Below are 21,390 nucleotides of genomic sequence, written 5' to 3'. Positions count from 1 at the left end.
GCCCGCCTCGAGCCGCCCGCGCGTGGCGCCGTCGCCGACGGAGGCCGCGGCATCCCTCGTCGCGTGAGCGAGCGCCTGCTCGAGCGGCAGTGCGAACTGCGGATGCCGCGGAGCGAACGACCCGTCGAGGGCCGACCTGCGCGTCGCCGCGATGTACATGTTGGGGAGGGCCTCGTGGGGCGCGGTCGGCGCGTCCGTCGAGAACGCGAGCAGCGCACCTGCCGCGACGTACTCGGGCCACGCGAAGGCGCGGTCGACCCGCTCGTCGCCGAGCATCGCGGCCCAGTTGTCGAAGATCGCGGGGTCGGCGTGCACGGGCTGCATCGACGCGGTGACGCCCAGCCGCGCCATCCGCTCGGCCGTGCCGGGAGCCGCGTATTCGAGGTGCTCGATGCGGTGCCGGCGCGCCCGGGAGCCGTTGGCCTCCGCCGCGTGCTCGAGCGCGTCGAGGGCGATGTCGCTCGCGAGGTCGCCGATCGCGTGCAGTGCCACCTGCAGGCCCGCGGCATCGGCTGCGGCGACGACGGGCTTCATGTCGGCGAGCGGCCAGATCGGCTCGGCGTTCGACCCGTCGGAATACGGATGCCGCATCGCGGCCGTGCACGCATCGATGACGCCGTCGACCACGAGCTTGATGCCGACGATCCGCAGCCACGGCGATCGCACTGTCTCGGCGAGCTCGACGGCGCGCGCGACCTGCGCGAGGTTCGCCGCTTCGTCGCCGGTGTTCTCGACGAACCAATGCGCCGCGACCCGGAGCGGCAGGCGCCCGCCGCGGCGTTCGGCCGCCCGCCGGAACGCGGCGAGCCCGAGTTCGTCGAACGCCATGTCGACCGCCCCGGTCACGCCCGTCGCCGCGTAGGCGGCGAGGGTGCGCTCGACCGCCGCGTCCCGGTCGGCGTCGTCGGTCTGCTCCGCCAGGAACGCCCACGCGTGGGCCTGGGCGGCGGTCTCGTACAGCATGCCGTCGGGCTCGCCGTCGGCGTCGCGCCCGATGCGGCCGCCGAGCGGGTCGGGGGTCTCGCGCGTGATCCCGACCTCGGCGAGGGCGGCCGAGTTGAGCCAGCACGAGTGGTAGTCGTTGGCGTCGAGGTACACCGGCACGTCGGCCACGGCCGCGTCGACCATGGCGGCCGTGGGGACGCCGCCGGGCACCGAGTCGAAGAGCCAGCCGCGGCCGAGCAGCCGCGCGGCCCCCGGCTTCGCCGCACGCGCCGTACGCAGGCGTTCCTGGATCTCTTCCAGCGTGCGCGCGTCGGTGAGCCCGACCCGACCGAGCGCCTCGCCCATCATCACGAGATGCGTGTGCGCGTCGGTGAAGCCCGGCAGCAGCAGGCGGCCGTCGAGGTCGATGGTGGCGGCATCCGGTCCTGCCGCGGCCGTCGCGCGCGCGGTGTCGCCCGCGAACACGACCGTCTGGCCGTCGACGACGAGCGCCTCGGCCCAGGGCTCCGCCCCCGCGGTGAAGATGCGCCCTCCGGTGTAGACCGTCGCGGTCATGCGGGAACCTCCCTGTGCCCGGAACCGCCTCGCGGTCCGCTAAACGAATACCATTCGTTATTCTGCCTCATGGAGGACGAATGCCGAGGCCCAGAGTGAACCTGCTGTCAGTCGAGCTCATCGCCGACGCCGCCATCGAGCTCGCCGACTCGGGCGAGCAGTTCGGCGTCAACGCGCTCGCGCGCCGTCTCGGCGTCACGCCGTCGTCCCTCTACAACCACGTGGACGGCAAGGACGCCATCATCGAGCTCATGCGCGGTCGCCTCTCGCGGCGCTACCTGCCGGCGGCGGTGACGGGGGACTGGGAGACCGTGATCACCGGCACCGTGCGGGCCCTGCGGCGGCTGTACGCCGAGCATCCGCTCATCGTCCCGCTCATCGTCGGGAAGACCATCACCGACCCGGGTGTGATCGCTCAGTACGACCATCTGGCCACCGCGCTGGTCGACGCCGGCGTCCCCGACGGCGAAGTGCTGGCGATCGTCGCGATCGTGGACGCCTACGCCATCGGATTCGGCCTCGACCTCGCTTCTCCCGCCGAGGTGTGGCAACCGGACACTCCCACGACGACTCTCGGGCGACTGATCACGGATGCCGCCCGCGGCGCCGAGCGCAGCGATGCCGCCTTCGAGATCGGGCTCGAGATGCTGGTCGCCTCGCTGCGCGTGCGCAGAGACGGCCTTCGCGCTCGCTGAGCCCCGTCAGGCAGCCGCCTCCACGCCGCGGTGCGTCCGGAACAGCTGCCAGTCCGCGCGGGAGAGGTCGGCGTACGCGGAGGCCCATTCGAGGATCGCCTCGCCCGCGACGCGGCCCCCTCCGAGATACCCCGCCACGGCGGCGGAGGCAGGGGATTGGCCGTGCGCGCGAGCCAAGGTCGCCGCGCAGGCGTCGGCGTACCAGAGGAACCCCTTGTCGTCGAGTGCGTCCATGTCGAACCCGCCCTTCTTGTCGCGGAACTGACGGACGTAGAAGTCCCGCTGCGCCCCGTACGTCGTGCGGCCCACGAAGCCGAGGAACGGGTCCGACACGGCCTGGAGGATGCGCTGCATCCCGACCACACGCCCGCCGTCGCCGTACTGGTCGATGAACCGGGAGACGGACTCCGGCTGCTCGGCCTTCCCGTGCTCGATCAGCACGCTCCTGCCCGCCTCCTTGCCCTGCAGCAGCAGGACGCCGTCGTCTCCGTCCTGCATGGCGATCACGAAGCATCGCGTTCCGACGCTGCCAACTCCCACCACGCGCAGGGCGATGTCCGACAGACGGTACTTCTGCAGCAGCGCCCGGATGTCGATGTTCGCCGTCTGCACGTACTGGTCGAAGACGCGGAGGACGCGCTCCTCCGACTCGGCGTCGATGTGGGTCATCGTCGGCGGCGCCTCGACGAAGACGATCCGACCCTCGGCGTCGAGCTGCGTCATCTTCTTCGCGGCACGCGCGCCGGTGCGCTTCTCCGCCTCCTTGATCGCGGAGTCGATGGCGGCGCGCGTCTGGTCGTCCACGGCTCGCTCGGCGGCCAGGGCGTCGAAGCGGTCGTAGTAGCGCTTGAGCGGGCTGCGCTTGGCGCCCGCGCCGATGGAGCGCGCGTAGACGCGCACCGCATCGAGCGACGCCTCGCGGATGACCGAGTCGGTGCGCCCGGTCGACTGCCCGGCGATGACGATGCTGGCGACCAGTCGCTTGACGTCCCACTCCCACGGCGCCCACGCGGACTCGTCGAAATCGTTGAGGTCGAAGACCAGCGTCCGCTGAGGTGACGCGTACAGCCCGAAGTTCGACACGTGCGCGTCGCCGCACGACCCGACGCTCACGCCGCTGCTCGGTGAGCGGGCGAGGTCGGCGGCCATGAGGGCGGCGGTTCCGCGGTAGAACGCGAAGGCGCTCGCCGCCATGCGCTCGGTGCGCAGGGGAACGAGCTCCGGAACCCGGTCGGCGTCCTGGGCGTCCAGGATGCCCATCGGATCACGGTCGTTCGTCGGCAGCTCGGCGAGCGCCTCGCGAGGATTCTGCTCCCGCGCAGCGCGGCCTTCCGCGACATGGTCGGCATAAGACGGCAGAGGGGCCCACGTGCGCCCGATCGGCGACTCGACGGTCGTTGACATGCGCCCAGTGTGGCACTGCGCCCCGTCGCTCGTAAGGGCGGTAGCCTGACCGCGTGACCCGCCCCGCGCCCGCCGCTCCGCCCCCCGCCCTCTCGCCGGGGCTGCGCGTACTCGTCGTGCTCGCGACGACCGTGGTGGTGCTCGCCGGTGTGTACTTCGCTCGAAGCCTCATCGGGCCGCTCGCGCTCGCGGTGGTGCTGGTCGTCATCTGCGAGCCCGTCCGCCGGCCGCTCGAGCGCCGCGGCTGGCCTCGCTGGACCGGCACCACCGCCGTCATCCTGGTCGCCTACCTCGTACTCGTGGTGATGGGCCTCCTGCTGTGGGTCGCGGGGGTCCAGTTCGCCCGGCTCGTCGCCGACTACCTCGACCAGCTGCGTTCCAGCCTCGACGGCTTCCTGGCCTGGCTGCAGTCCGCCGGACTCGATCAGGAGGCGACGGATGCCGCGGCCTCCGTCCTCGACCCCTCGGCGATCGTCCGTCTCGCCTCCAGCGTCGGCGGCACGGTGATCGGCGTCGCGACGGCCCTCTTCTTCGTCGTGTCGTACATCATCTTCATGGCCGCGGACGCGGCGCGGTATCGCGACGCCGAGCGCGTGTTCGGCGCAGCCCGTCGGCCCGCGCTGGCCCGGATCGGACGCCTGAACACCGGCATCCGTCGCTACTACGTCGTGAACGCGTCGTTCGGTGCCGTCGTGGCGATCATCGACGGCCTGGCACTCTGGGCGCTCGGCGTGCCGGCGCCCATCGTGTGGGCTGTGCTCGCCTTCGTCACCAACTTCGTGCCGAACATCGGCTTCGTGCTCGGGCTGATCCCGCCCGCCGTGCTGGGCTTCGTGGTCGGCGGATGGCCGATGCTGCTCGCGGTGATCGCGATCTACAGCGTCGTCAACGTCGTGCTGCAGGTGCTGGTGCAGCCGAAGTTCGTGAGCGACGCCGTCGACCTCAGCCTCACGCTGAGCTTCTTCTCGGTGATCTTCTGGACGTTCGTGATCGGCCCGCTCGGCGCGATCCTCTCCATCCCCCTCACCCTGTTCGTCCGGGCCCTCGTGCTCGAGGGCGATCCGGGCTCGTTGTGGCTGCGATGGCTCTCGGGCGATCGCACGGCCAACCCGGCCTCGGCCGCCCGCGATCCGCTCCCGCGTTCCTGATCCATCCGCTCCACCCGACCCGATCGCACCCCGCACGGAGACAGTCATGACCCAGATTTCGCTCGATCTGCCTTCGCCCGAGGGGCACCCGCAGACTCACCGCCCGCCACGCGTGCTCGACCGGTTCAGCGAGCGCTCGCTCGAGTCGCTCGCGCTCGGCGTGGGCGCGGTCTCGTTCGTCATCGTGGCCATCGCGGCGATGGTCGCGTTCGGCTTCCAGCCGGCCCCGATCTCCGGTCCGGGCTCGGCGGGCCAATTCGCAGCGATCGCGGCCGGGATCGTGGCATTCCTCGCGGTGATCGGAGGCCGGATCCTCGCCCACCGTCAGGGTGTGCACCGGCGCCTCACGCCGCTCGACTACGTCGACGTCGCCGCACTGGCCTTCGCCCACGCCGTCATCGCGCTCCTCGGCTGGACGCTGCTGGCAGTGATCCTCGAGGACGCGTTCATCGGGGCGGAGGTGTTCCCGCTGGCCGTGCTCATCCTCTCCGGCGCGACCTCGGCGATGACGGCCTACCTCGCGTTCTACTCCGCGACCCACATGGATCTGCAGCTGCTCGCGGTCGTCCTCGCGGTGTTCCTCGTCTTCGGCGTGCTCGCCAGCATGCTCACCGCCAGCGACCCGGACTGGTGGAAAGACAACCTGAGCGCTCTCGGCATGTCTTCGAACGTGTCGGCGTTCGCCTTCAACATCACGATCATCGTGGCGGGCTTTCTCGTGACCACGCTCGCGCGGTACTCCACACGGGGCATCCCCACCACCCATCCGAAGGGCATCGCCCGTGTGCGCCTCACGCTCATCGTGGTCGGCGTGTTCCTCGGCATGGTCGGCCTGTTCCCCGTGGATCAGTTCTTCGGGCTCCACACCGGCGTCGCGTCCGGCATGGTGGTCGCGTACGGCGTGCTCGTCATCGCCCTGCCGCGGTGGATCCCGTCGATGCCGCGGGCCTTCGTCGCCCTCGGCTGGCTGTTCCTCGCGGTCACGCTGCTGCTCGCGGTGTTCTTCTTCGTCGGCTACTACACGCTGACGGCCGTCGAGCTCGTCGCCGGCATCCTGGTCTTCACCTGGATCGTGCTGTTCATCCGCAACGCCGCCGCCCTGGCGCAGGACGCGCGCCACGAGCCATCAGCCCGCTGAGCGGGATCCAGACCAGGGGAGTGAGGCCTCCGGGCGCTCCCGTGCGAGGTCGGTGGGCGTGATGAGCATTTCGCGTGCCCCCGTGACGACGAGCCAGGCGGGCAGCACGATGATGCACAGCATCGGCAGCACGGTCACGTCACCGACCATCGCGACGGCCACGAAGAGCGCCACCCAGCCGTCGCGGGCGATCGCCAGCACGACGCCGAGCACTCCGCAGGCGACCGCGAGCGACAACGGCAGACCCGGCAGAAGCGCGCCGCCCAGCAGCCCGGCCGCGACCCCGAGGAACACGGCCGGGAAGATGCGGCCGCCGCGGAAGCCGGCAGATGCCGCCACGACGAGCGCGGCCATCTTGACGAGCAGGATCACCGTCAGCTGACCGGGTGGATACGCGTCGGGGTCGGCGAGGAGCTCGCCGCTCTGCTCGAGTCCCTTGAACAGCGTGATCGGCCCGCCGATCATGCCCAGCAGACCCAGCACCACACCGCCGAGCGTGATGTAGAGCATCGGATGCCGCAGCGCGTGGAAGGCGCGGTGCACCAGGGGAAAGAGGTAGATCCCGACCACCCCGAAGGCCGCAGCCGCGCAGGCGACGATCGCTCCGAGCAGCAGATCGAACGGCTGCGGTGTCCCGTAGGGGGCGAGGGGCGTCGCCGTCCCGAACCCGCCGCCGAGGAGGAAGGTCGTCACCGACCCGGCTCCGGCCGCGACGAGCGGGAGGAACAGCTTGTCCCAGAGCGATCCGCCCATCTTGAATTCGCCGACCATGCCGGTGAAGACGAGCGCTGCGGCGACCGGGGTGCCGAACAGCGCGCCGATCGTGGCGGAGATTGCCAGCGCGGCGGTCAGCTCGGGAGGCACCGCCTTGGCGACGCGCGCGACGAGCGCGATCGCGAGAGAGACGTTGACGGCGATGATCGGGTTCTCGGGTCCCAGGCTCACGCCGCCCGCGAGGCTGAGGACCACGACGACGACGAGTCCGGGCAGCACCCACAGCTGCAGCGGCTTCGCGGCGAGCTCTGTGGTCGCGGAGTCGGGGCCGGCATGGCCGGGCACGAGCCACACCACGAGCCCGACGGCGATGCCGGTCGCCGTCAGCACCGTGAAGATCCACCACGGCGAGTCGGACGAGATGCCCAGCGCCTGGGGCGTGGTCGTCCACAGCACGTCGTCGAGCCGATCGGCGATCTGCTCGAGCAGCCAGAGCGACAGCGCCGACAGCACGCCGATGAGGAGAGCGGGGATCGACAGCAGCACCAGTCGGCGGACGGTGAGCTGCGGACCCGGGGAAGTGGCCGGTGCGGGCGAGGCGGCAGTGGGGCCGGGCATGGGCACACGATAGCGGGCGCCGCACGCATGCGGCGACCAGCCCACGTGCACTGCTGCATCGCCGCGGGCGCGCCGGTACGGTGACGGGCGGCAATACCAGGGCACAATTCGCATGTGGAGGAGACCGCCTGGCACAAGCGCACCGCGCTGCCGCTCATCATCGCCTCGCTGGCGTATCTGATCGCCTACTCGTGGCGCGTGATCGCTGATCTGCAGGGGCCGGGCCGCGTGATCGCGTCGACGGTGATCCTCGTGACGTGGGCCATGTTCATCGCCGACTACCTCGTGCGCCTGGCGCTCGCGACCAACCGGCGTGTGTGGTTCCGCCACCACCTGCCCGCTCTCGCCTTCGCGCTGATCCCTGTCCTGCGCCTCGTGAGGCTGCTGCGCTTCATGACCCGGCTCCCCGGCATGAAGACGACGGCCGGCGGGGTGCTGCGCACGCAGATCCTCGTCTACGGGGCCGGGGCCTCCGTCATCCTGATCTACATCGCGTCGCTCGCGGTGCTCGAAGCCGAGCGGCACGCGCCCGACGCCGACATCACGACCTTCGGCATCGCGCTGTGGTGGTCGTGCGTGACCGTCACGACGACGGGCTACGGCGACTACGTGCCGGTGACGGATGCCGGCCGCTGGGTGGCCGTGGGGCTCATGCTCGGCGGGGTCGCGCTGGCCGGCGTGATCACGGCGACACTGGCCTCGTGGGTGCTGGAGCGCGCGTCGCGCGAGCACGACGACCAGGAGCCCGCGACCAGGGCACAGGTGCGGTTGCTCATGGACAAGATCGACGCGCTCACCGCTCAGAGCGCCGCCGGCGGCGCGAACGGGCACGGGGGCGCGGGCGGGCGCGGCGAAGGCGGCGGCGGCGAGCGTGACCACGGTGCGCTCGGTGACGGCGGCGACGAGCGCCCCGGCGGCTGATCGCCGACGACCGGAGCGACGCGACGAGGGCCGCGCCCGGATGGGCGCGGCCCTCGTCGTGCGAGCGGCTGTCAGGACAGCAGCTTGGCCTTCGCGGCCGCGAACTCCTCGTCCGACAGGATGCCCTGCGCGTGCAGCTGGGCGAGCTGGCTGATCTTGGCCATCATGTCGTCGCCACCGGCCGGAGCGGCGGGCGCGGCGGCAGCCGGTGCTGCGGCCTGCGCGTTGGCGACGGCCTGCGCGGCGGCGGCATCCATCGCTGCCTGCTGCTGCTGGGCCTCGTACGCCTGCTGCTCGGACTGCGCGTACGCCTTCTCCTGCTGGTGGCGCTGCATGCCTCCCGACACGGCGGTGGCCGTGCCGGCGACCACGGCGGTGCGTGCGGCGAGGCCGATCAGACCGGGACGACCCATTCTTCTCAGTGGCATGTCTTCCTCCTTCAGTCGGCGTTCTCGGAGAGGAACGCGTTGACGATCGGTGCGGGGATGCCTTCCCGCGCGATGACGGCACCGCCGGCGTCGTAGAGCGCCGACGCGAACGCCTTCGCCCACAGCAGCTCGATGACGAGGATCGCCGCCGACGAGCCCGGCTGGAGGTTCTCCGCGAGGTACAGGATGTCGTCCTGGCCCGCGAGTCCGGCGAGGTCGAGCGAGGGCGCGCCGCCGTCGTCGATCGTGTCGGACAGCTCGAGGATCTCGAGCTCTCCCTCCGGCGACCGACGTGCGAAGACGAGGTCGAGCACGTTGACCGTGCCCGAGGCCACGAGATCGTCGATCGCCTGGAGCACCGCCGGGCCGGGGCGGTCGCCCTCGAAGGCGATCGCGTAGAACTCGATGGGGCCGTAGTCGAACGTCGTCATGTCTTCTCCTGTCTCCGGAGCTCGCTAGGCAGCGAGCGCCTTGGCCTTGAGGGTGTCGAACTCGGCCTGGGTGATCGCACCCGAGTCGAGAAGCGTCTTCGCTTTGGCGATGTCATCTGCGGCGCTCGCTCCGGAGCCCGCGGTCTGCCGGATGTACGCGTCCTGCGCCGAACGGAGCTGCTGCGCCTGCGCGATCGAGCGCTGCTGCATGCTGTTGCCGCGCGCGATCAGGTAGACCAATGCGGTCAGGAAGGGCACGAAGATCAGGAAGAGGATCCAGACGGCCTTCAGCCATCCGCTCAGCTTGTCGTCGCGGAAGATGTCTCCGATGATCGAGAAGATCACCATCAGATACGCGACGAACACGAAGATCCAGAACATCCAGGCGATGAAATCCCAGAAGCCGCCCATGGATACCAGCTTTCTCGACGGGTCGACCGTCGTTGTGCAGTTGCAGGCACCGCGTCCCTCGCGGTGCCCTGATTCGGAGACTACCGCCAAACACGCCGATCGACATGACGCGTTTGGGATGATTTCGGGGCCGGTTGACGGCATCATGTCCCCATGACCGACGAACCGCACGGATCCGACTTCGACGTGGTCCCCGCGGTCGCGGAAGCACCCCCCAATCGCTTCACGCGTGTCCTCGCCGCGCTCGATCATCCCCTCGCCATAGGGTTCCTCGCGACGATCGGCGTTCTCGGGGCGCTCGTGCTCGGCTCGGCCATCGGCTCGATCTCGACGATCCTGGTCTACATCGTGCTGGCGATGTTCCTCGCACTCGGGCTCGACCCGATCGTGCGGATGCTCGAGCGCCATAAGGTCAAGCGCGGCCTCGGCATCGCCATCGTGTTCTGCGGATTCGCCCTCGTGGCGGTCGCGTTCTTCGTCTTCGTGCTCCCGCCCGTCATCGCGCAGGTGGTGCAGCTGGTCGAGGCGATCCCGGAGGGCGTCGAGAACATCCCGCAGTCGGATTGGTTCGCGCAGCTCACCCCCGACGGGCAGGCCGCGGTGCTCGCGGGTATGGGCCAGCTCGCCGACTGGATCTCCGCCCCGTCCACCATCGCGATGCTCGGCGGCGGCGTGCTGGCCGTCGGTGTCGGCTTCGTGGCCGGGATCTCGGCGAGCTTCATCGTGATCGCCCTGACCCTTTACTTCCTCGCCTCGCTGTCGGCGGCCAAGCAGGCCCTCTACGCACTCGCGCCGGCGCGCAGCCGCATTCGCCTCGAGGACCTCACTGAGCGCATCACCGGTTCGGTGGGCAGCGCGCTGATCGGCTCGGTGATCCTCTCGTCCCTCAACGCCGCGGCCGTCTTCATCCTGCATGTGGCCATCGGACTGCCGTTTCCGGCGCTCATGGCGGTGATCGCGTTCGTGATCACCCTCGTCCCGCTGTTCGGCTCGGTGATCTTCTGGATCTTCGCCTCGATCATCGCGCTGTTCTCGAGCCCCACCCAGGCCCTCATCTTCTTCGTCGCCTACCTGATCTACATCCAGCTGGAGTCGTACGTCATCAGCCCCCGTGTCATGAACAAGGCGATCGCGATCCCGGCGGCCCTGGTGCTGATCGGCGCCCTCGCCGGTGGGGCGCTGGCCGGCATCGTCGGCGTCCTGGTGGCGCTGCCGGTGATGGCGTCGATCCTCCTGATCATCCGCGAGGTCGTCGTCCCCCGTCAGAACCTCAAGGTCTGACGCGGGATGGCACGCGGATGCCGCGGCCCGCGGCGCCCGCGGCCCGCGGCACCCGCGGCGGTCGGTCGCCCGCCGAGTCCGGCGAACCAGGGGATTTCCCGCGAAACATAGGGCGCCGTCCACGGTTTCGCCGCGAATCACCGGTCTCGGTGGGCGTATCCCCGGTCTCAGCGTGCAGAGGCTCGCTCGACGCGGGGCTGCCGTCCGGTCGGCCTGACGGCCGACCTCGGGTTGTGCGCGAGGGTGCTGAGCAGCCAGGGCTGTCGGGGGTACAGCGGTACCAAGCCTGCGTCGCGCAGCTTCCCGTCGAGCGCTTCGAACCTCAGGGTGTCGCCCCAATCCCAGCGGGCGAAGCCGCCCTCATGCCGGCGGAGCCGATCTTCGCGTTGCTTCTCTCGGACGAAGTGGGCCTTCATCGCCTTCGGGTCGGCAGCATCGTACTTTCCGTAGCCGTCGGATTCGCCGATGATGCGGAGGCGACGCCAGTAGAAATCGCAGCGGTCTGTCACACCTTCGTAGAAGAACTCACGCTGTGGTTCCGGTTCCTCATAGCCGAGCCACTCGATGACCGCCCTGCTCACGGACTCTCCCGCCGACTCGGACTCGGCGGTGGCGCGCGCGTGCACCCAGTCCAGCTGTCGGACGCCACGGCGGTTCGCCTGCGAACGGCCGTGTGCGCTGACATCGAGCGAACCTCCGCCCGCCGCGAGGATGCGCGCGGCTGCGTCCACGACGGCCAGAGCGAAAGCCGGAGGAAGCACACGAGCCAGATCGACCGCGGTCTCGGTGATCGACGTCGCGCAGTGGCCCACGGCATCCGACACCTTCCGGTCATCGGTGGAACCGTGCACAACGACGTCGCCTTCCGACCACGACCTGCCGTCGGCGCTCAGCACGTGGATGTGCGCCGGCTCGCCGAAGATCGGAAGGCCCTGCAGCACGGCCGCAGACTCGAGGCAGAACACCGGCGCCTTCCACGTGCGCGCGACGGCGAGGACGCGCATCCGATATCGTTCCCAGGGTTTCAGGCCGACCCAGATGTCTTTGCGGAGGTACACGCCCGCCCGGATGCGTTGCAGTCGCGAGTCGCGATCCCGTCGCACGACGTCGAACGGCAACTCGCGACTCAGGAGCAACGCGGCAGAGGGGTCGGCTGTCATGTCCCGAGCCTGTGGCCTCGCCGGTCGAGCCTGCGGCCGATCAGCGGCGGGCGGGGAAAGTGCGTGCCACACCGGCGTCTCGCCCCACCTGTGGAGGAGACAGTATCCCGGCGAGGCAGGGGACCTTCGTCGAGATCGAGGGCGGTGCCATCGGTCTCGACGAAAATCCCGTGGCTCGACGGAGTAGATCCCCGGTTTCGAGCGCGCGGGGAGCCGCGCGTCAGTTGAGGGCGGAGGTGAGGCGCATGAGGCCGTCGAGGAACGTCGCCTTGGCGGGCTCGCGGCGCCACTCCTCGAGCGTGAGCTCGCGACCCGCGTCGCGATAGCCCTGTTCGACCTCGCGCATGCCGGCGACGAACGACGCGCCGCGCACCATCAGCGAGACCTCGTTGTTGAGGCTGAACGAGCGGATGTCCATGTTGCTGGAGCCGATGACGGCGATGTCGTCGTCGATCGAGAAGTGCTTCGAGTGCAGGATGAACGGCGCGGGGTAGAGGAAGATCCGCACGCCGGCCTCGAGCAGCGCCGTGTAGTACGAGCGCTGCGCGTGCCACACCATGAACTGATCGCCGATCTCGGAGACGAACAGCTGCACCTCGATCCCGCGCTGGCAGGCCGTGGTGATGGCGTAGACCATCGCTTCGTCGGGCACGAAGTAGGGGCTCGTGATGATGACCTTCTCGGTCGCGCCGTAGATGAGCGACAGGAAGAGGCGCAGGTTGTTCTCGGTGTCGTATCCGGGTCCGCTCGGCACCACCTGGCACAGCAGCCCGTCGGTGCCGGACGCACCGGCACCCCCAGCGCTTGTCGTCTCGATCGCATCCGGCGCCAGGTGCTCGGTCGCCGAGAGGTCCTCGCCGGTCTCGATCAGCCAGTCCGACAGGAACACGGCGTTGACCGACGCGACCACCGGGCCGGTCAGCCGTGTCATGAGCTCCTGCCACTTCAGCCCGCGCTTGATGTTCTTCTCCGAGTCGTAGTCCCGCGAGATGAGGTTCTGCGAGCCCATGAAGCCGACGCGTCCGTCCACGACGACGATCTTGCGGTGGTTGCGCAGGTCGGGGCGCTGGTACTTGCCCTGGAAGGGCATCACCGGCAGCATCCATGCCCAGGTCACGCCGATGCGATCGAGCTCCGCCAGCGTCTCCTTGGAGTTGCCGAGCCGGCGCGTCGAGACGTAATCGGCGAGCAGGCGCACCGACACACCGCGGGCCACCGCGCGCTCCATGGCGGCGAAGAAGCCGCGCGTGGTGTCGTCCCACGCGACGATGAAGAACTCGACGTGCACGAAGCTCGTGGCCGTGTCGATCTCGGCGGCCATCGCGTCGATCGACGCCTGGTAGTCCCCGTACAGCGAGGCCGCGTTGCCCGTCGACGCGGGAAGAGCCGTGAGCTCCTCGTTCTGCTGCACGACGCGCTGGAACCACCGGGGCCACTCGGCGTCTGTCATCGCGAGGGCGTTCTGCTGCACCCTGCCGCGGATGATCCCATCGATGCGGGCCTGCTCGGCGCGCCGCTTCTCGGGGAGGCGCACGCTCCCGATCACCAGATACAGCACGACACCGATGCCGGGGAGGATCACGATCAGCAGGATCCAGGCCATCGCCGCCGTGGGCTTGCGCCCGCGCGGGATCACGATGAGCGCCGTGATAATGATCGCGGCGTGCACGAGGACGGCGAGGGACCAGGACAGGTTGGCGAGGAAGGTGGAGTCCACGTCCGTAGTGTGGCACCCTTCCGCGACGGGACACAGCAACCGGACACCGCGCCGGGACGTCGGCCCGTGCCGGTCGCTGGGTAGATTCGGCTCATGACGATGACCGCGCCCGCCCCGCGTCCGCGCCGGGTGCTGCCGACCCTCGCCGGATACCGCCGCGAGTGGCTCGCACCCGATGTCGTCGGCGGGCTCTCAGCAGGCGCCGTCGTCGTTCCGCAGGCCATGGCCTACGCCACGATCGCCAACCTCCCGGTCGAGATCGGCCTCTACACCTGCATCGTGCCGATGCTGGTCTACGCCCTCCTCGGCGGCAGCCGCGCCATGAGCGTCTCGACCACCTCGACGATCGCGACCCTCACCGCGACCACCCTCGTGTCGGCGGGGGTGGCAGCCTCGGCGGACGACCCGTACGACGCCGTCGGGTCGCTGATGATGCTGACCCTCCTCGTCGGGGCGCTCCTGCTGCTCGCCCGGCTCTTCAAGCTCGGCTCACTCGTCGAGAACATCAGCGGCGCGACGCTGCTCGGCATGAAGATCGGCGTCGGCGCGACCGTCGCCGTCGGCCAGCTGCCGAAGCTCCTCGGCGAGACCTACGACTTCTCGGGTCACGGGTTCCTGCGCTCGCTCGTCGCTGTCGGGCAGGCGTTCGACAGCGTGAACTGGCCGACCGTCGCGCTCTCGGCGGCCTCGATCGCGACACTCCTGCTGCTCAAGCGGTTCGCACCGAAGGTGCCGGGCGCGCTGATCGTCGTCGGGGCCGGCATCCTGCTCGTCGCCTTCGCCGGGCTCGAGGAGGCGGGCGTCGACCTCATCGCGCCGGTTCCCTCGGGCCTGCCCCTGCCGGGCCTCCCGGAGTTGTCGACGCTGCCGGCGCTGGTGCCGGGGGCGCTCGCGATCGCCGTGATGGCCTTCCTCGAGTCCGCGGCCGTGGCGCGCGGCATCCGTCGCATCAGCGAGCCGCAGATCGACAGCAACCAGGAGCTCATGGCCACCGGCGCCGCCAACGTCGCCGGCGCATTCTTCTCCACGATGCCGGCGGCCGGCGGGTTCTCGCAGAGCGCCGTCAACCAGAGCGCCGGCGCGAAGACGCAGGTGTCGACGCTCGTCACGGTGGCGCTGGCGGTGCTGGTCGCACTGTTCCTCGGCCCGGTGCTGAGCCTGCTGCCCCAGGCGACGCTCGCCGCCATGGTGTTCGTCGCGGTGATCGGCCTCATCGACATCCCGGAGCTCGTCCGCTGGGCCCGGATCAGCCCGACCGACTTCTGGATCGCCGTGGGCGTCGCGCTGATCGGGCTGTCGGCCGGTCTGCTCGCCGCCGTCGGGGTCGGCGTCGTCGTGACCCTCGTCCTGGTGCTGCGCGAGCTCAACATCCCCAAGCTCGAGGTGAACGAGCGGCGGGGCGATGCCATCGCGGTGCACCTGCTGCGGGCGCTCTACACCGCCAACGCGCTCGAGAACGAGCAGGCGATCATCCGACTCGCGGCCGACGAGACCGCGACGGCGGTCGTGCTCGACCTCGAGCGCCAGGACGTCGTGACGATGACGGTCCTCGACATGCTCGCCGACCTCGACCGGGAGCTCGCCGGCCGGGATGTCGTGCTCCACCTCGCGGCGCTCCCCGACTCGGCGGCGAGCGTCGCGGGCAAGGACTCCTGGTACGCCGGTCTCCGTGATGCGGGGCGCGCACACGACACCGTCGAGGAAGCGCTGACGGCGGCCGCCGCCTAAGCACCCGGGAAACGAAGAACGGGACGGATGCCTCGGCCGAGGCATCCTCCCGCTCGTGGTGATTCCGTCCCGCGACATCGCGGGAGCCCACGGAGAAGGAGCGGATGCCGTGCGACATCCGCTCCCTCGAACTGCCGGTGGGGCTACTGCTTGAGCATGGCGACGGCGAACTTGTGCTCGTCGTCGATGAGGTGCGAATGGTCGTCGTCGCCGAGGTCGATGCGCACCCAATCCACCGTGCCCGTGAACTCGTTGCCCTGGGCGCCATAGTCCGGTGAGACCGGCGAGGCGAGATCGCACCCGACATCCACGGTCTCGTCGAACGTGAACTGGAAGGGGATCGTCTTCTCGACGCGGCCCTGGCCGATCTGCTCGTCGTCGGCGAACAGCGTCACGGTCCCGCCCTTGCCGAGGCCGGCGCCGTCGTAGGCGAAGTGCGCGCGCAGCTCGTGCGCTCCGGCGGCGACGGCAACGTCCGACCGCACGATGTCCACGGCGATCCCGAGCAGGTTGTAGGCGAACGCGAGCCGGCCTCCCGTCGCATAGAACGACCAGCCGCCGTAGGCGCCGCCCTGGGCGATCAGCACGCCCTCGGCGCCGGCATCCGGAACCGTCACCTTGGCGGTGACCGTCCACGACTTGTTCTTGATGTTGATCGTGGTGTTCTCGCTCAGGCGCTTCATGCCGGGGTAGAACTTCTGGCTGTCGCTGACGACGAGCTGGGGCCGGCCGGCGAGGTCGGGATTGAACCGCTCCGCCGTGCGGATGTCGAGCGGGAGGACGTTGAAGCGCGCCGCCTGGATGAGGAACAGCTGCTGCAGGTGGGCCAGCTTCTCGGGCTCGGCTGCCGCGAGGTCGTGGGACTGCGTCCAGTCCACGTCGACGTTGTACAGCTCCCAGACGTCGTCGTCCAGCCCGTGGTCGGAGCCGAGCCACGGGTCCTTGTGCTTCGCGACGGCCGTCCAGCCCTTGTGATAGATCGCACGGTTGCCGACCATCTCGAAGTACTGGGTCGTGTGCCGGTCCTCGGCATCCGCGTCGGCGAACGTGTAGTTCATCGGGGTGCCCTCGTACGGACGTTGCGTGACCCCGTTGACGGTGGACGGCTCCGGGATGCCGGCGGCTTCGAGCACGGTCGGGGCGACGTCGATCACGTGGCTGAACTGGTTGCGGATGCCGCCCTTCTCGAGCCCGCCGTTCGGCCAACTGACGATCGTGCCGTTGCGGGTGCCGCCCCAGTGGCTCGCCACCTGCTTGGTCCACTGGTAAGGGGTATCCATGGCGTGCGCCCAGCCCACCGCGTAGTGGTTGTACGAGCTGGGCGTGCCGATGTCGTCGATGTGGTCGGCGACGTACTGCTCGGTCTCGATGTCGTTCATGTGGTTGATGGTGAAGCCCTCGTTGGTCGTGCCGTGCATCGACCCCTCGGCGCTCGCGCCGTTGTCGCCGATGATCACGTACACCAGCGTGTCGTCGAGGATGCCGAGCTCTTCGTACGCGTCGAGAAGGCGGCCGACATGATGGTCGGCGTAGGCGAGGAACCCGGCGTAGACCTCCATCTGGCGTGCGAGGGCGGGCTTGATCAGATCGCTCATCTCGTCCCACGCCGGGATGCCCTTGCTGCGCTCGGTGAGGACCGCGTCGGCGGGGATGACGCCCAGCTCGAGCTGGCGCGCGAACGTCTCCTTGCGCACCTCGTCCCAGCCCTGGTCGAACATGCCCTTGTACTTGTCGGCCCACTCGGCTGGGACGTGGTGCGGGGCGTGCGTGGCGCCGGGCGCGAAATACACGAACGACGGCACGTCGGGGGCGAGGGTCTTCTGCTCGCGTGTCCAGGCGATCGCCTTGTCGGTCATATCGCCCATGAAGTGATAGCCCGCTTCGGGAGTGCCCCAGGGCTCGACGGGAGTGGTGTTCTCATAGATCGCGGGATACCACTGGTTGGTCTCGCCGCCGATGAAGCCGTAGAAGTACTCGAAGCCGTTGCCGGGACTCGGCCACCCGTCGAACGGACCGATCGCACTGGCCTGCCACACGGGTACCTCGTGGCATTTGCCGAACTGTGCGGTGTTGTAGCCGTTGAGCTTGAGCGTCTCAGCGAGCGGGGCGCAGTTGTTGGGTCGTACCGAGCTGTAGCCGGGGGCGGACGTGGCGATCTCCGTGATGCCGCCCATGCCGACCGTGTGGTGGTTTCGGCCGCTCAGCAGAGCGGCGCGCGTCGGCGAGCACAGTGCGGTCGTGTGGAAGCGCGTGTACTTCAGGCCGGCCGCCGCGACGCGCTCGAAGTTCGGCGTCTGCACGGGCCCGCCGAAGGCGCTCGACGCGCCGAAGCCCGTGTCGTCGATGAGCACCACGAGCACGTTCGGCGCACCGTCCGGCGGTCGGATCGGGGTGATCGGCGGATACTGCGTGTCGGGGTCGGTCGCGTCGTAGGTGACCGTGCCCGTGTAGGCGAGGTCGGGGATCGGAAGGATGCTGCGCTGAACGTCGGCCATGCATCGATGCTGTCGGTGACGTGCGGTGCGGTCAACTCGCCGGCAGTGCGGGTCGCGGCCGGCAGACCAAGGTGGATGCCGCCATCGACCCTCGTCGCGCGACTACTGGTGTCGCATGGCGGCTTGCAGCCACTCCTCGGGGTCGATCAGGTGGCTGTGGTCGTCGACGCCGAGGTCGATCTCGGCCCACTCGATCCTTCCCGTGAAGACGCCCTGGTGAGAGCTGTATCCCTCGTACGCCGGCATGCCGGTGTCGCGGCCGACGTCCAGACCTTCGTCGAACGAGAAGTACATCGGATGCGTGCGTTCGACCTCGGCGCTTCCGGACGCTGTGCCGTCGATGTACAGCGTCACCGTGCCGCCCCGACCGATTCCGCCGCCCGCGTACGCGAACTCGGCCCGCACCTGGTGCGTGCCTGTGCCCACGGCATCCGTCGAGAGTGCGGTGCTGCGCAGCAGTCCGCAGTAGTTGTAGTGGAAGCCGAGCTTCCCGCCTTCGGCGAAGAACGACCACCCGCCCGTGCGCCCGCCCTGGGCGACGATCGCGCCGTCGAGAGAACCGCCCTCCGGCACGACGACCTCCGCCGTGACCGACCATGAGCGGTTCTTGACGTTGATCGCGACGTTCTCGTTGAGTCGGGTCATGCCCTCGAACAGCCGCAGCGTATCGCCCTTGACGATGGTCGGACGCCCCGCGAACTCGGGGTTCATACGCTGCGCGGCGCGGTCGTCGAGCGGGATGACGTTGTAGCGGGTGGCCTCGATCAGGAACAGCTGCTGGAGCTCGGCGAGCTTCGCCGGGTTCTCTTTCGCGAGGTTGTTCGACTGGGTCCAGTCGACGCTCGTGTCATAGAGCTCCCACACGTCGTCCGAGAAGTCGGGAGCCGCGCTCACGACGTCCCAGGGCGTGCGGTGGCGCGTCTGCGCCGTCCAGCCGCGGTGGTAGATTCCGCGGTTGCCCATGATCTCGAAGTACTGGGTGTGGTGACGCTCGTCGGCCGCCTTGTCGTTGAACGAGTATGCGAACGACGTGCCGTGCATGGGGATCTGCGTGACGCCGTTGACGGTGTGCGGCTGGGCGAGACCCGCGAGCTCGAGGATCGTCGGGGCGACGTCGATCACATGGTGCCACTGGTCGCGCACCTCGCCCTGCGCCTCGATCTGCGACGGCCAGTGCACGATCGTGCCGTTGCGGGTGCCGCCGTAGTGGCTCGCGACCTGCTTCGTCCACTGGTAGGGGGTGCACATCGCGTGCGCCCAGCCGACCGCGTAGTGGTTGTACGCCTCGGGTCCGCCGATCTTGTCGAGGTTCTCCTGCCAGAACTCGACGGTCTCGTACTCGGCACCGCCGTTCGCCGCTGTCGAGAGCATGAACGCGCCCTCGAGGCCGCCCTCGGCAGAGGCTCCGTTGTCGCCGATGACGTAGAGCACGAGCGTGTCGTCGAGCAGATCGAGCCTGTCGATCGCATCGATCACGCGACCGGTGTGGTGATCGGCGTACTCGAGGAACGCGCCGTACACCTCCATCTGGTGGGCGAGGATCGGGCGGCGCTCGTCGGGGACGGAGTCCCACGACGGGATGCCCTCGCTGCGCTCGGTGAGCACGGCGTCGGCGGCGATGACACCGAGGGCCTTCTGGCGTTCGAAGGTCTCTTCACGCAGGGCGTCCCAGCCCTGGTCGTACTTGCCCTTGTGCTTGGCGATCCACTCCGTGGGCACGTGGTGCGGGGCGTGGGTCGCCCCCGGGGCGAAATACACGAAGAAGGGCTTGTCCGGCGTGAGCGCCTTCTGCTGGTTGATGTAGTCGATCGCCTTGTCAGCGAGGTCGGGCATGAGGTGATAGTCGGGGTCATCCGGCGGTTCGATGAAGCCGACGCCGTCGATCAGCGCGGGGGTCCACTGGTTGGTCTCGCCGCCGATGAAGCCGTAGAACTTCTCGAAGCCGCTGAACGCGGGCCAGTGGTCGAACGGGCCGGTCGGCCCGGACTCCCACACCGGGACCTCGTGGCACTTGCCGAACTGCGCCGTGTTGTAGCCCGCCTGCCGCAGGATCTCGGGAAGCGGCACGCACGAGTTCGGGCGGGTCGACCGGTAGCCCGGCGACGGCGTAGCGGTCTCGGTGATCTGCCCCATTCCGACTTGGTGATGGTTGCGGCCGCTGAGCATCGCGGCCCGCGTCGGCGAGCAGATCGCGGTGGTGTGGAAGCGGCTGTACTTGAGGCCTCCGCCGGCCATGCGCTCGGCCGTCGGCATCGGGACCGGCCCGCCGAAGGCGCTCGATGCGCCGAAGCCGACGTCGTCGAGGAGGACCAGGAGGACGTTGGGCGCCTGCTTCGGTGGCCGCTTCATCTCGATCGGAGGGAGCTTCTCCTCCATCTTCTTCGCGTCCATGACCATCGGGCCGATGTAGACCTGGTCGGGGATCGGGAGGACGCTGCCGGGGAGTTCTTCCGTCACGAGAGAGCCTTTCTGCGCCGGGGTCGGAGGCGACCCATGAGTCACTCTATGACTCAGCAGCCGCAGCTCCGGGAAGGCCGCCAGGACGGCATGCGCGGGATCACGACACTGCTGCGGCGATGTATGTTTCCTCTTTCACCCGCCTTCGGTCGACAGGCCCGGAGGCTCATCTGTCGCGGCTAGAGTCGCCTTCATGACCGACCTGCTGCCGTCATGGCGCGACACCGTGACACGCGCGTCGATCCTCGACTTCATCGCCGCCGTCACCGAGGAGGGCGGCCCGGACTTCGTCGCACCGGACGCGCGCGTCGCGGTGTTCGACAACGACGGGACGCTGTGGACAGAGAAGCCGATGCCCACGCAGCTCGCCTACCTGCTGCAGCAGTGGAAGGCCGCGGCCGACGCCGATCCGTCGCTCGCCGAGCGTCAGCCGTACAAGGCGGCGGTCACCGGCGACCTCTCGTGGCTCGGGGCGGCGATCGACAAGCACTACGCCGGCGACGACTCGGAACTGGGCCTCCTCATCGCCGCGGTGGCGGCGACGTCCGGCGGCATCAGCGTCGACGAGTACGCGGCAACCGTCAGTGACTTCTATCGCGATGCCCGTCACCTCACCCTCGGCGCACCGTACGCGCAGGTGGTCTATCAGCCGATGGTCGAGCTCATCCGCCTGCTCGAGGCGAACGGCTTCACGACGTACATCGTCTCGGGTGGCGACCGGGACTTCATGCGTCCGATGACCGAGGCGAACTACGGCATCCCGGCGGAGCGCGTCGTCGGCACCGGCATGGGGCTCACCTACGACGCGGAGGCGAACGTGGTGCGCTACGTCCCCAAGCTCGACTTCTTCGACGACGGTCCCGAGAAGCCGGTGCGCATCTGGATGCGCGTCGGGCGGCGGCCGATCCTCGCCGGCGGCAACTCGAACGGCGACATCCCCATGCTGCGGTTCGCGCAAGGAGGCGCTCGCAGCCTCAGCCTGCTGATCCACCACGACGATGACACCGGCCGCGGGGACGCGCCCTACGACCAGGGTGCCGAGAAGGCGCTGGCCGCGGTATCCGTCCACGACTTCACCGTGGTGAGCGTCCGCGACGACTGGTCGCAGGTCTTCCCGAGCGCGTAACGCGTTTCGTCTCGCTCG

17 protein-coding genes are annotated in these 21,390 nt (G+C 69.4%); 7 read left to right on the top strand and 10 right to left on the bottom strand.

All coding sequences use genetic code 11. The features are described 5' to 3' along the window. On the bottom strand, nt 1–1,500 hold a 1,500-nt coding region (locus tag B1729_RS18945; protein ID WP_163634340.1), incomplete at its 3' end, for an amidohydrolase. 80 nt (nt 1,501–1,580) lie between these two features. Between B1729_RS18945 and B1729_RS18940 the strand changes: the two genes are divergently transcribed. After that, complete coding sequence (locus tag B1729_RS18940) at nt 1,581–2,195, top strand: TetR/AcrR family transcriptional regulator C-terminal domain-containing protein (protein ID WP_163615846.1); 615 nt, start codon at nt 1,581–1,583, stop codon at nt 2,193–2,195. 6 nt (nt 2,196–2,201) lie between these two features. Here B1729_RS18940 and B1729_RS18935 read toward each other — a convergent pair whose 3' ends face one another. After that, the gene (locus tag B1729_RS18935) at nt 2,202–3,599 is read right to left on the bottom strand and encodes a DUF2252 domain-containing protein (RefSeq protein WP_163615847.1); all 1,398 of its coding nucleotides are present in this window, start codon (nt 3,597–3,599) and stop codon (nt 2,202–2,204) included. Between the two features lie 53 nt (nt 3,600–3,652). Here B1729_RS18935 and B1729_RS18930 point away from each other — a divergent pair, with 53 nt between their 5' ends. Continuing rightward, nucleotides 3,653–4,747, top strand: coding sequence for an AI-2E family transporter (locus B1729_RS18930; RefSeq protein WP_163634338.1), 1,095 nt, complete (start codon nt 3,653–3,655; stop codon nt 4,745–4,747). A gap of 46 nt (nt 4,748–4,793) precedes the next feature. Beyond that, entirely contained in the window at nt 4,794–5,885 is a 1,092-nt protein-coding gene (locus B1729_RS18925; RefSeq protein WP_163615849.1) for a DUF998 domain-containing protein, read from the top strand. On the opposite strand, the gene B1729_RS18920 is transcribed toward B1729_RS18925, so the two are convergent. Further along, complete coding sequence (locus tag B1729_RS18920; protein ID WP_163634336.1) at nt 5,874–7,217, bottom strand: ion channel protein; 1,344 nt, start codon at nt 7,215–7,217, stop codon at nt 5,874–5,876. The genes B1729_RS18925 and B1729_RS18920 overlap by 12 nt on opposite strands. A 114-nt stretch (nt 7,218–7,331) precedes the next feature. Between B1729_RS18920 and B1729_RS18915 the strand changes: the two genes are divergently transcribed. Further along, nucleotides 7,332–8,138 carry a potassium channel family protein gene (locus tag B1729_RS18915; RefSeq protein ID WP_163615851.1) on the top strand — a complete coding sequence of 269 codons (807 nt, stop codon included), beginning with the start codon at nt 7,332–7,334 and terminating at the stop codon, nt 8,136–8,138. A 71-nt stretch (nt 8,139–8,209) separates the two neighbouring features. Here the strand turns inward: B1729_RS18915 and B1729_RS18910 are convergent, their stop codons facing one another. Genes B1729_RS18910 through B1729_RS18900 form a run of 3 tightly spaced genes read right to left on the bottom strand, consistent with a single transcriptional unit; the run spans nt 8,210 to nt 9,408 of the window. After that, nucleotides 8,210–8,566 carry an SHOCT domain-containing protein gene (locus tag B1729_RS18910; protein ID WP_239525527.1) on the bottom strand — a complete coding sequence of 119 codons (357 nt, stop codon included), beginning with the start codon at nt 8,564–8,566 and terminating at the stop codon, nt 8,210–8,212. 11 nt (nt 8,567–8,577) lie between these two features. Beyond that, the gene (locus tag B1729_RS18905; protein WP_163615852.1) at nt 8,578–8,997 is read right to left on the bottom strand and encodes a DUF6325 family protein; all 420 of its coding nucleotides are present in this window, start codon (nt 8,995–8,997) and stop codon (nt 8,578–8,580) included. Between the two features lie 24 nt (nt 8,998–9,021). Then, nucleotides 9,022–9,408: an SHOCT domain-containing protein gene (locus tag B1729_RS18900; protein ID WP_163615853.1), complete on the bottom strand. Its 387-nt coding sequence runs from the start codon at nt 9,406–9,408 to the stop codon at nt 9,022–9,024. Between the two features lie 153 nt (nt 9,409–9,561). Here B1729_RS18900 and B1729_RS18895 point away from each other — a divergent pair, with 153 nt between their 5' ends. After that, nucleotides 9,562–10,689: an AI-2E family transporter gene (locus tag B1729_RS18895; RefSeq protein WP_163615854.1), complete on the top strand. Its 1,128-nt coding sequence runs from the start codon at nt 9,562–9,564 to the stop codon at nt 10,687–10,689. A 167-nt stretch (nt 10,690–10,856) separates the two neighbouring features. On the opposite strand, the gene B1729_RS18890 is transcribed toward B1729_RS18895, so the two are convergent. Further along, the gene (locus B1729_RS18890; protein WP_163634334.1) at nt 10,857–11,849 is read right to left on the bottom strand and encodes a hypothetical protein; all 993 of its coding nucleotides are present in this window, start codon (nt 11,847–11,849) and stop codon (nt 10,857–10,859) included. Between the two features lie 220 nt (nt 11,850–12,069). Beyond that, nucleotides 12,070–13,566 carry a cardiolipin synthase gene (gene cls / locus B1729_RS18885; RefSeq protein WP_163634332.1) on the bottom strand — a complete coding sequence of 499 codons (1,497 nt, stop codon included), beginning with the start codon at nt 13,564–13,566 and terminating at the stop codon, nt 12,070–12,072. Nucleotides 13,567–13,659: 93 nt separating this feature from the next. Here cls and B1729_RS18880 point away from each other — a divergent pair, with 93 nt between their 5' ends. After that, nucleotides 13,660–15,294 (top strand): SulP family inorganic anion transporter, encoded by a 1,635-nt coding sequence (locus B1729_RS18880; RefSeq protein WP_163634330.1) that lies wholly within the window; start codon nt 13,660–13,662, stop codon nt 15,292–15,294. Between the two features lie 143 nt (nt 15,295–15,437). Here B1729_RS18880 and B1729_RS18875 read toward each other — a convergent pair whose 3' ends face one another. Both B1729_RS18875 and B1729_RS18870 read right to left on the bottom strand, forming a co-directional pair. Next, nucleotides 15,438–17,789, bottom strand: coding sequence for an arylsulfatase (locus B1729_RS18875; protein WP_163634328.1), 2,352 nt, complete (start codon nt 17,787–17,789; stop codon nt 15,438–15,440). Nucleotides 17,790–17,891: 102 nt separating this feature from the next. Beyond that, the gene (locus tag B1729_RS18870) at nt 17,892–20,246 is read right to left on the bottom strand and encodes an arylsulfatase (RefSeq protein WP_345770834.1); all 2,355 of its coding nucleotides are present in this window, start codon (nt 20,244–20,246) and stop codon (nt 17,892–17,894) included. Nucleotides 20,247–20,439: 193 nt separating this feature from the next. On the opposite strand from B1729_RS18870, the gene B1729_RS18865 reads away from it, so the two are divergent. Next, nucleotides 20,440–21,372 carry an HAD family hydrolase gene (locus B1729_RS18865; RefSeq protein WP_163634327.1) on the top strand — a complete coding sequence of 311 codons (933 nt, stop codon included), beginning with the start codon at nt 20,440–20,442 and terminating at the stop codon, nt 21,370–21,372. The last annotated feature ends 18 nt before the right edge of the window (nt 21,373–21,390 follow it).

Origin of the sequence: Microbacterium sp. B35-04 (genome assembly GCF_010634885.1) — a bacterium.
Lineage (GTDB): Bacteria > Actinomycetota > Actinomycetes > Actinomycetales > Microbacteriaceae > Microbacterium.
The sequence above is the reverse complement of the archived record's forward strand: the minus strand, read 5'-3'. Positions and strand labels throughout refer to the sequence as shown.

Coding starts and splice junctions, on each gene's coding strand:
- B1729_RS18940 (WP_163615846.1), top strand. CDS start 1,581: ATGCCGAGGCCCAGAGTGAACCTGCTGTCAGTCGAGCTCATCGCCGAC.
- B1729_RS18895 (WP_163615854.1), top strand. CDS start 9,562: ATGACCGACGAACCGCACGGATCCGACTTCGACGTGGTCCCCGCGGTC.
- B1729_RS18925 (WP_163615849.1), top strand. CDS start 4,794: ATGACCCAGATTTCGCTCGATCTGCCTTCGCCCGAGGGGCACCCGCAG.
- B1729_RS18900 (WP_163615853.1), bottom strand. CDS start 9,408: ATGGGCGGCTTCTGGGATTTCATCGCCTGGATGTTCTGGATCTTCGTG.
- B1729_RS18935 (WP_163615847.1), bottom strand. CDS start 3,599: ATGTCAACGACCGTCGAGTCGCCGATCGGGCGCACGTGGGCCCCTCTG.
- B1729_RS18880 (WP_163634330.1), top strand. CDS start 13,660: ATGACGATGACCGCGCCCGCCCCGCGTCCGCGCCGGGTGCTGCCGACC.
- B1729_RS18865 (WP_163634327.1), top strand. CDS start 20,440: ATGACCGACCTGCTGCCGTCATGGCGCGACACCGTGACACGCGCGTCG.
- B1729_RS18920 (WP_163634336.1), bottom strand. CDS start 7,217: ATGCCCGGCCCCACTGCCGCCTCGCCCGCACCGGCCACTTCCCCGGGT.
- B1729_RS18890 (WP_163634334.1), bottom strand. CDS start 11,849: ATGACAGCCGACCCCTCTGCCGCGTTGCTCCTGAGTCGCGAGTTGCCG.
- B1729_RS18910 (WP_239525527.1), bottom strand. CDS start 8,566: ATGCCACTGAGAAGAATGGGTCGTCCCGGTCTGATCGGCCTCGCCGCA.
- B1729_RS18905 (WP_163615852.1), bottom strand. CDS start 8,997: ATGACGACGTTCGACTACGGCCCCATCGAGTTCTACGCGATCGCCTTC.
- B1729_RS18875 (WP_163634328.1), bottom strand. CDS start 17,789: ATGGCCGACGTTCAGCGCAGCATCCTTCCGATCCCCGACCTCGCCTAC.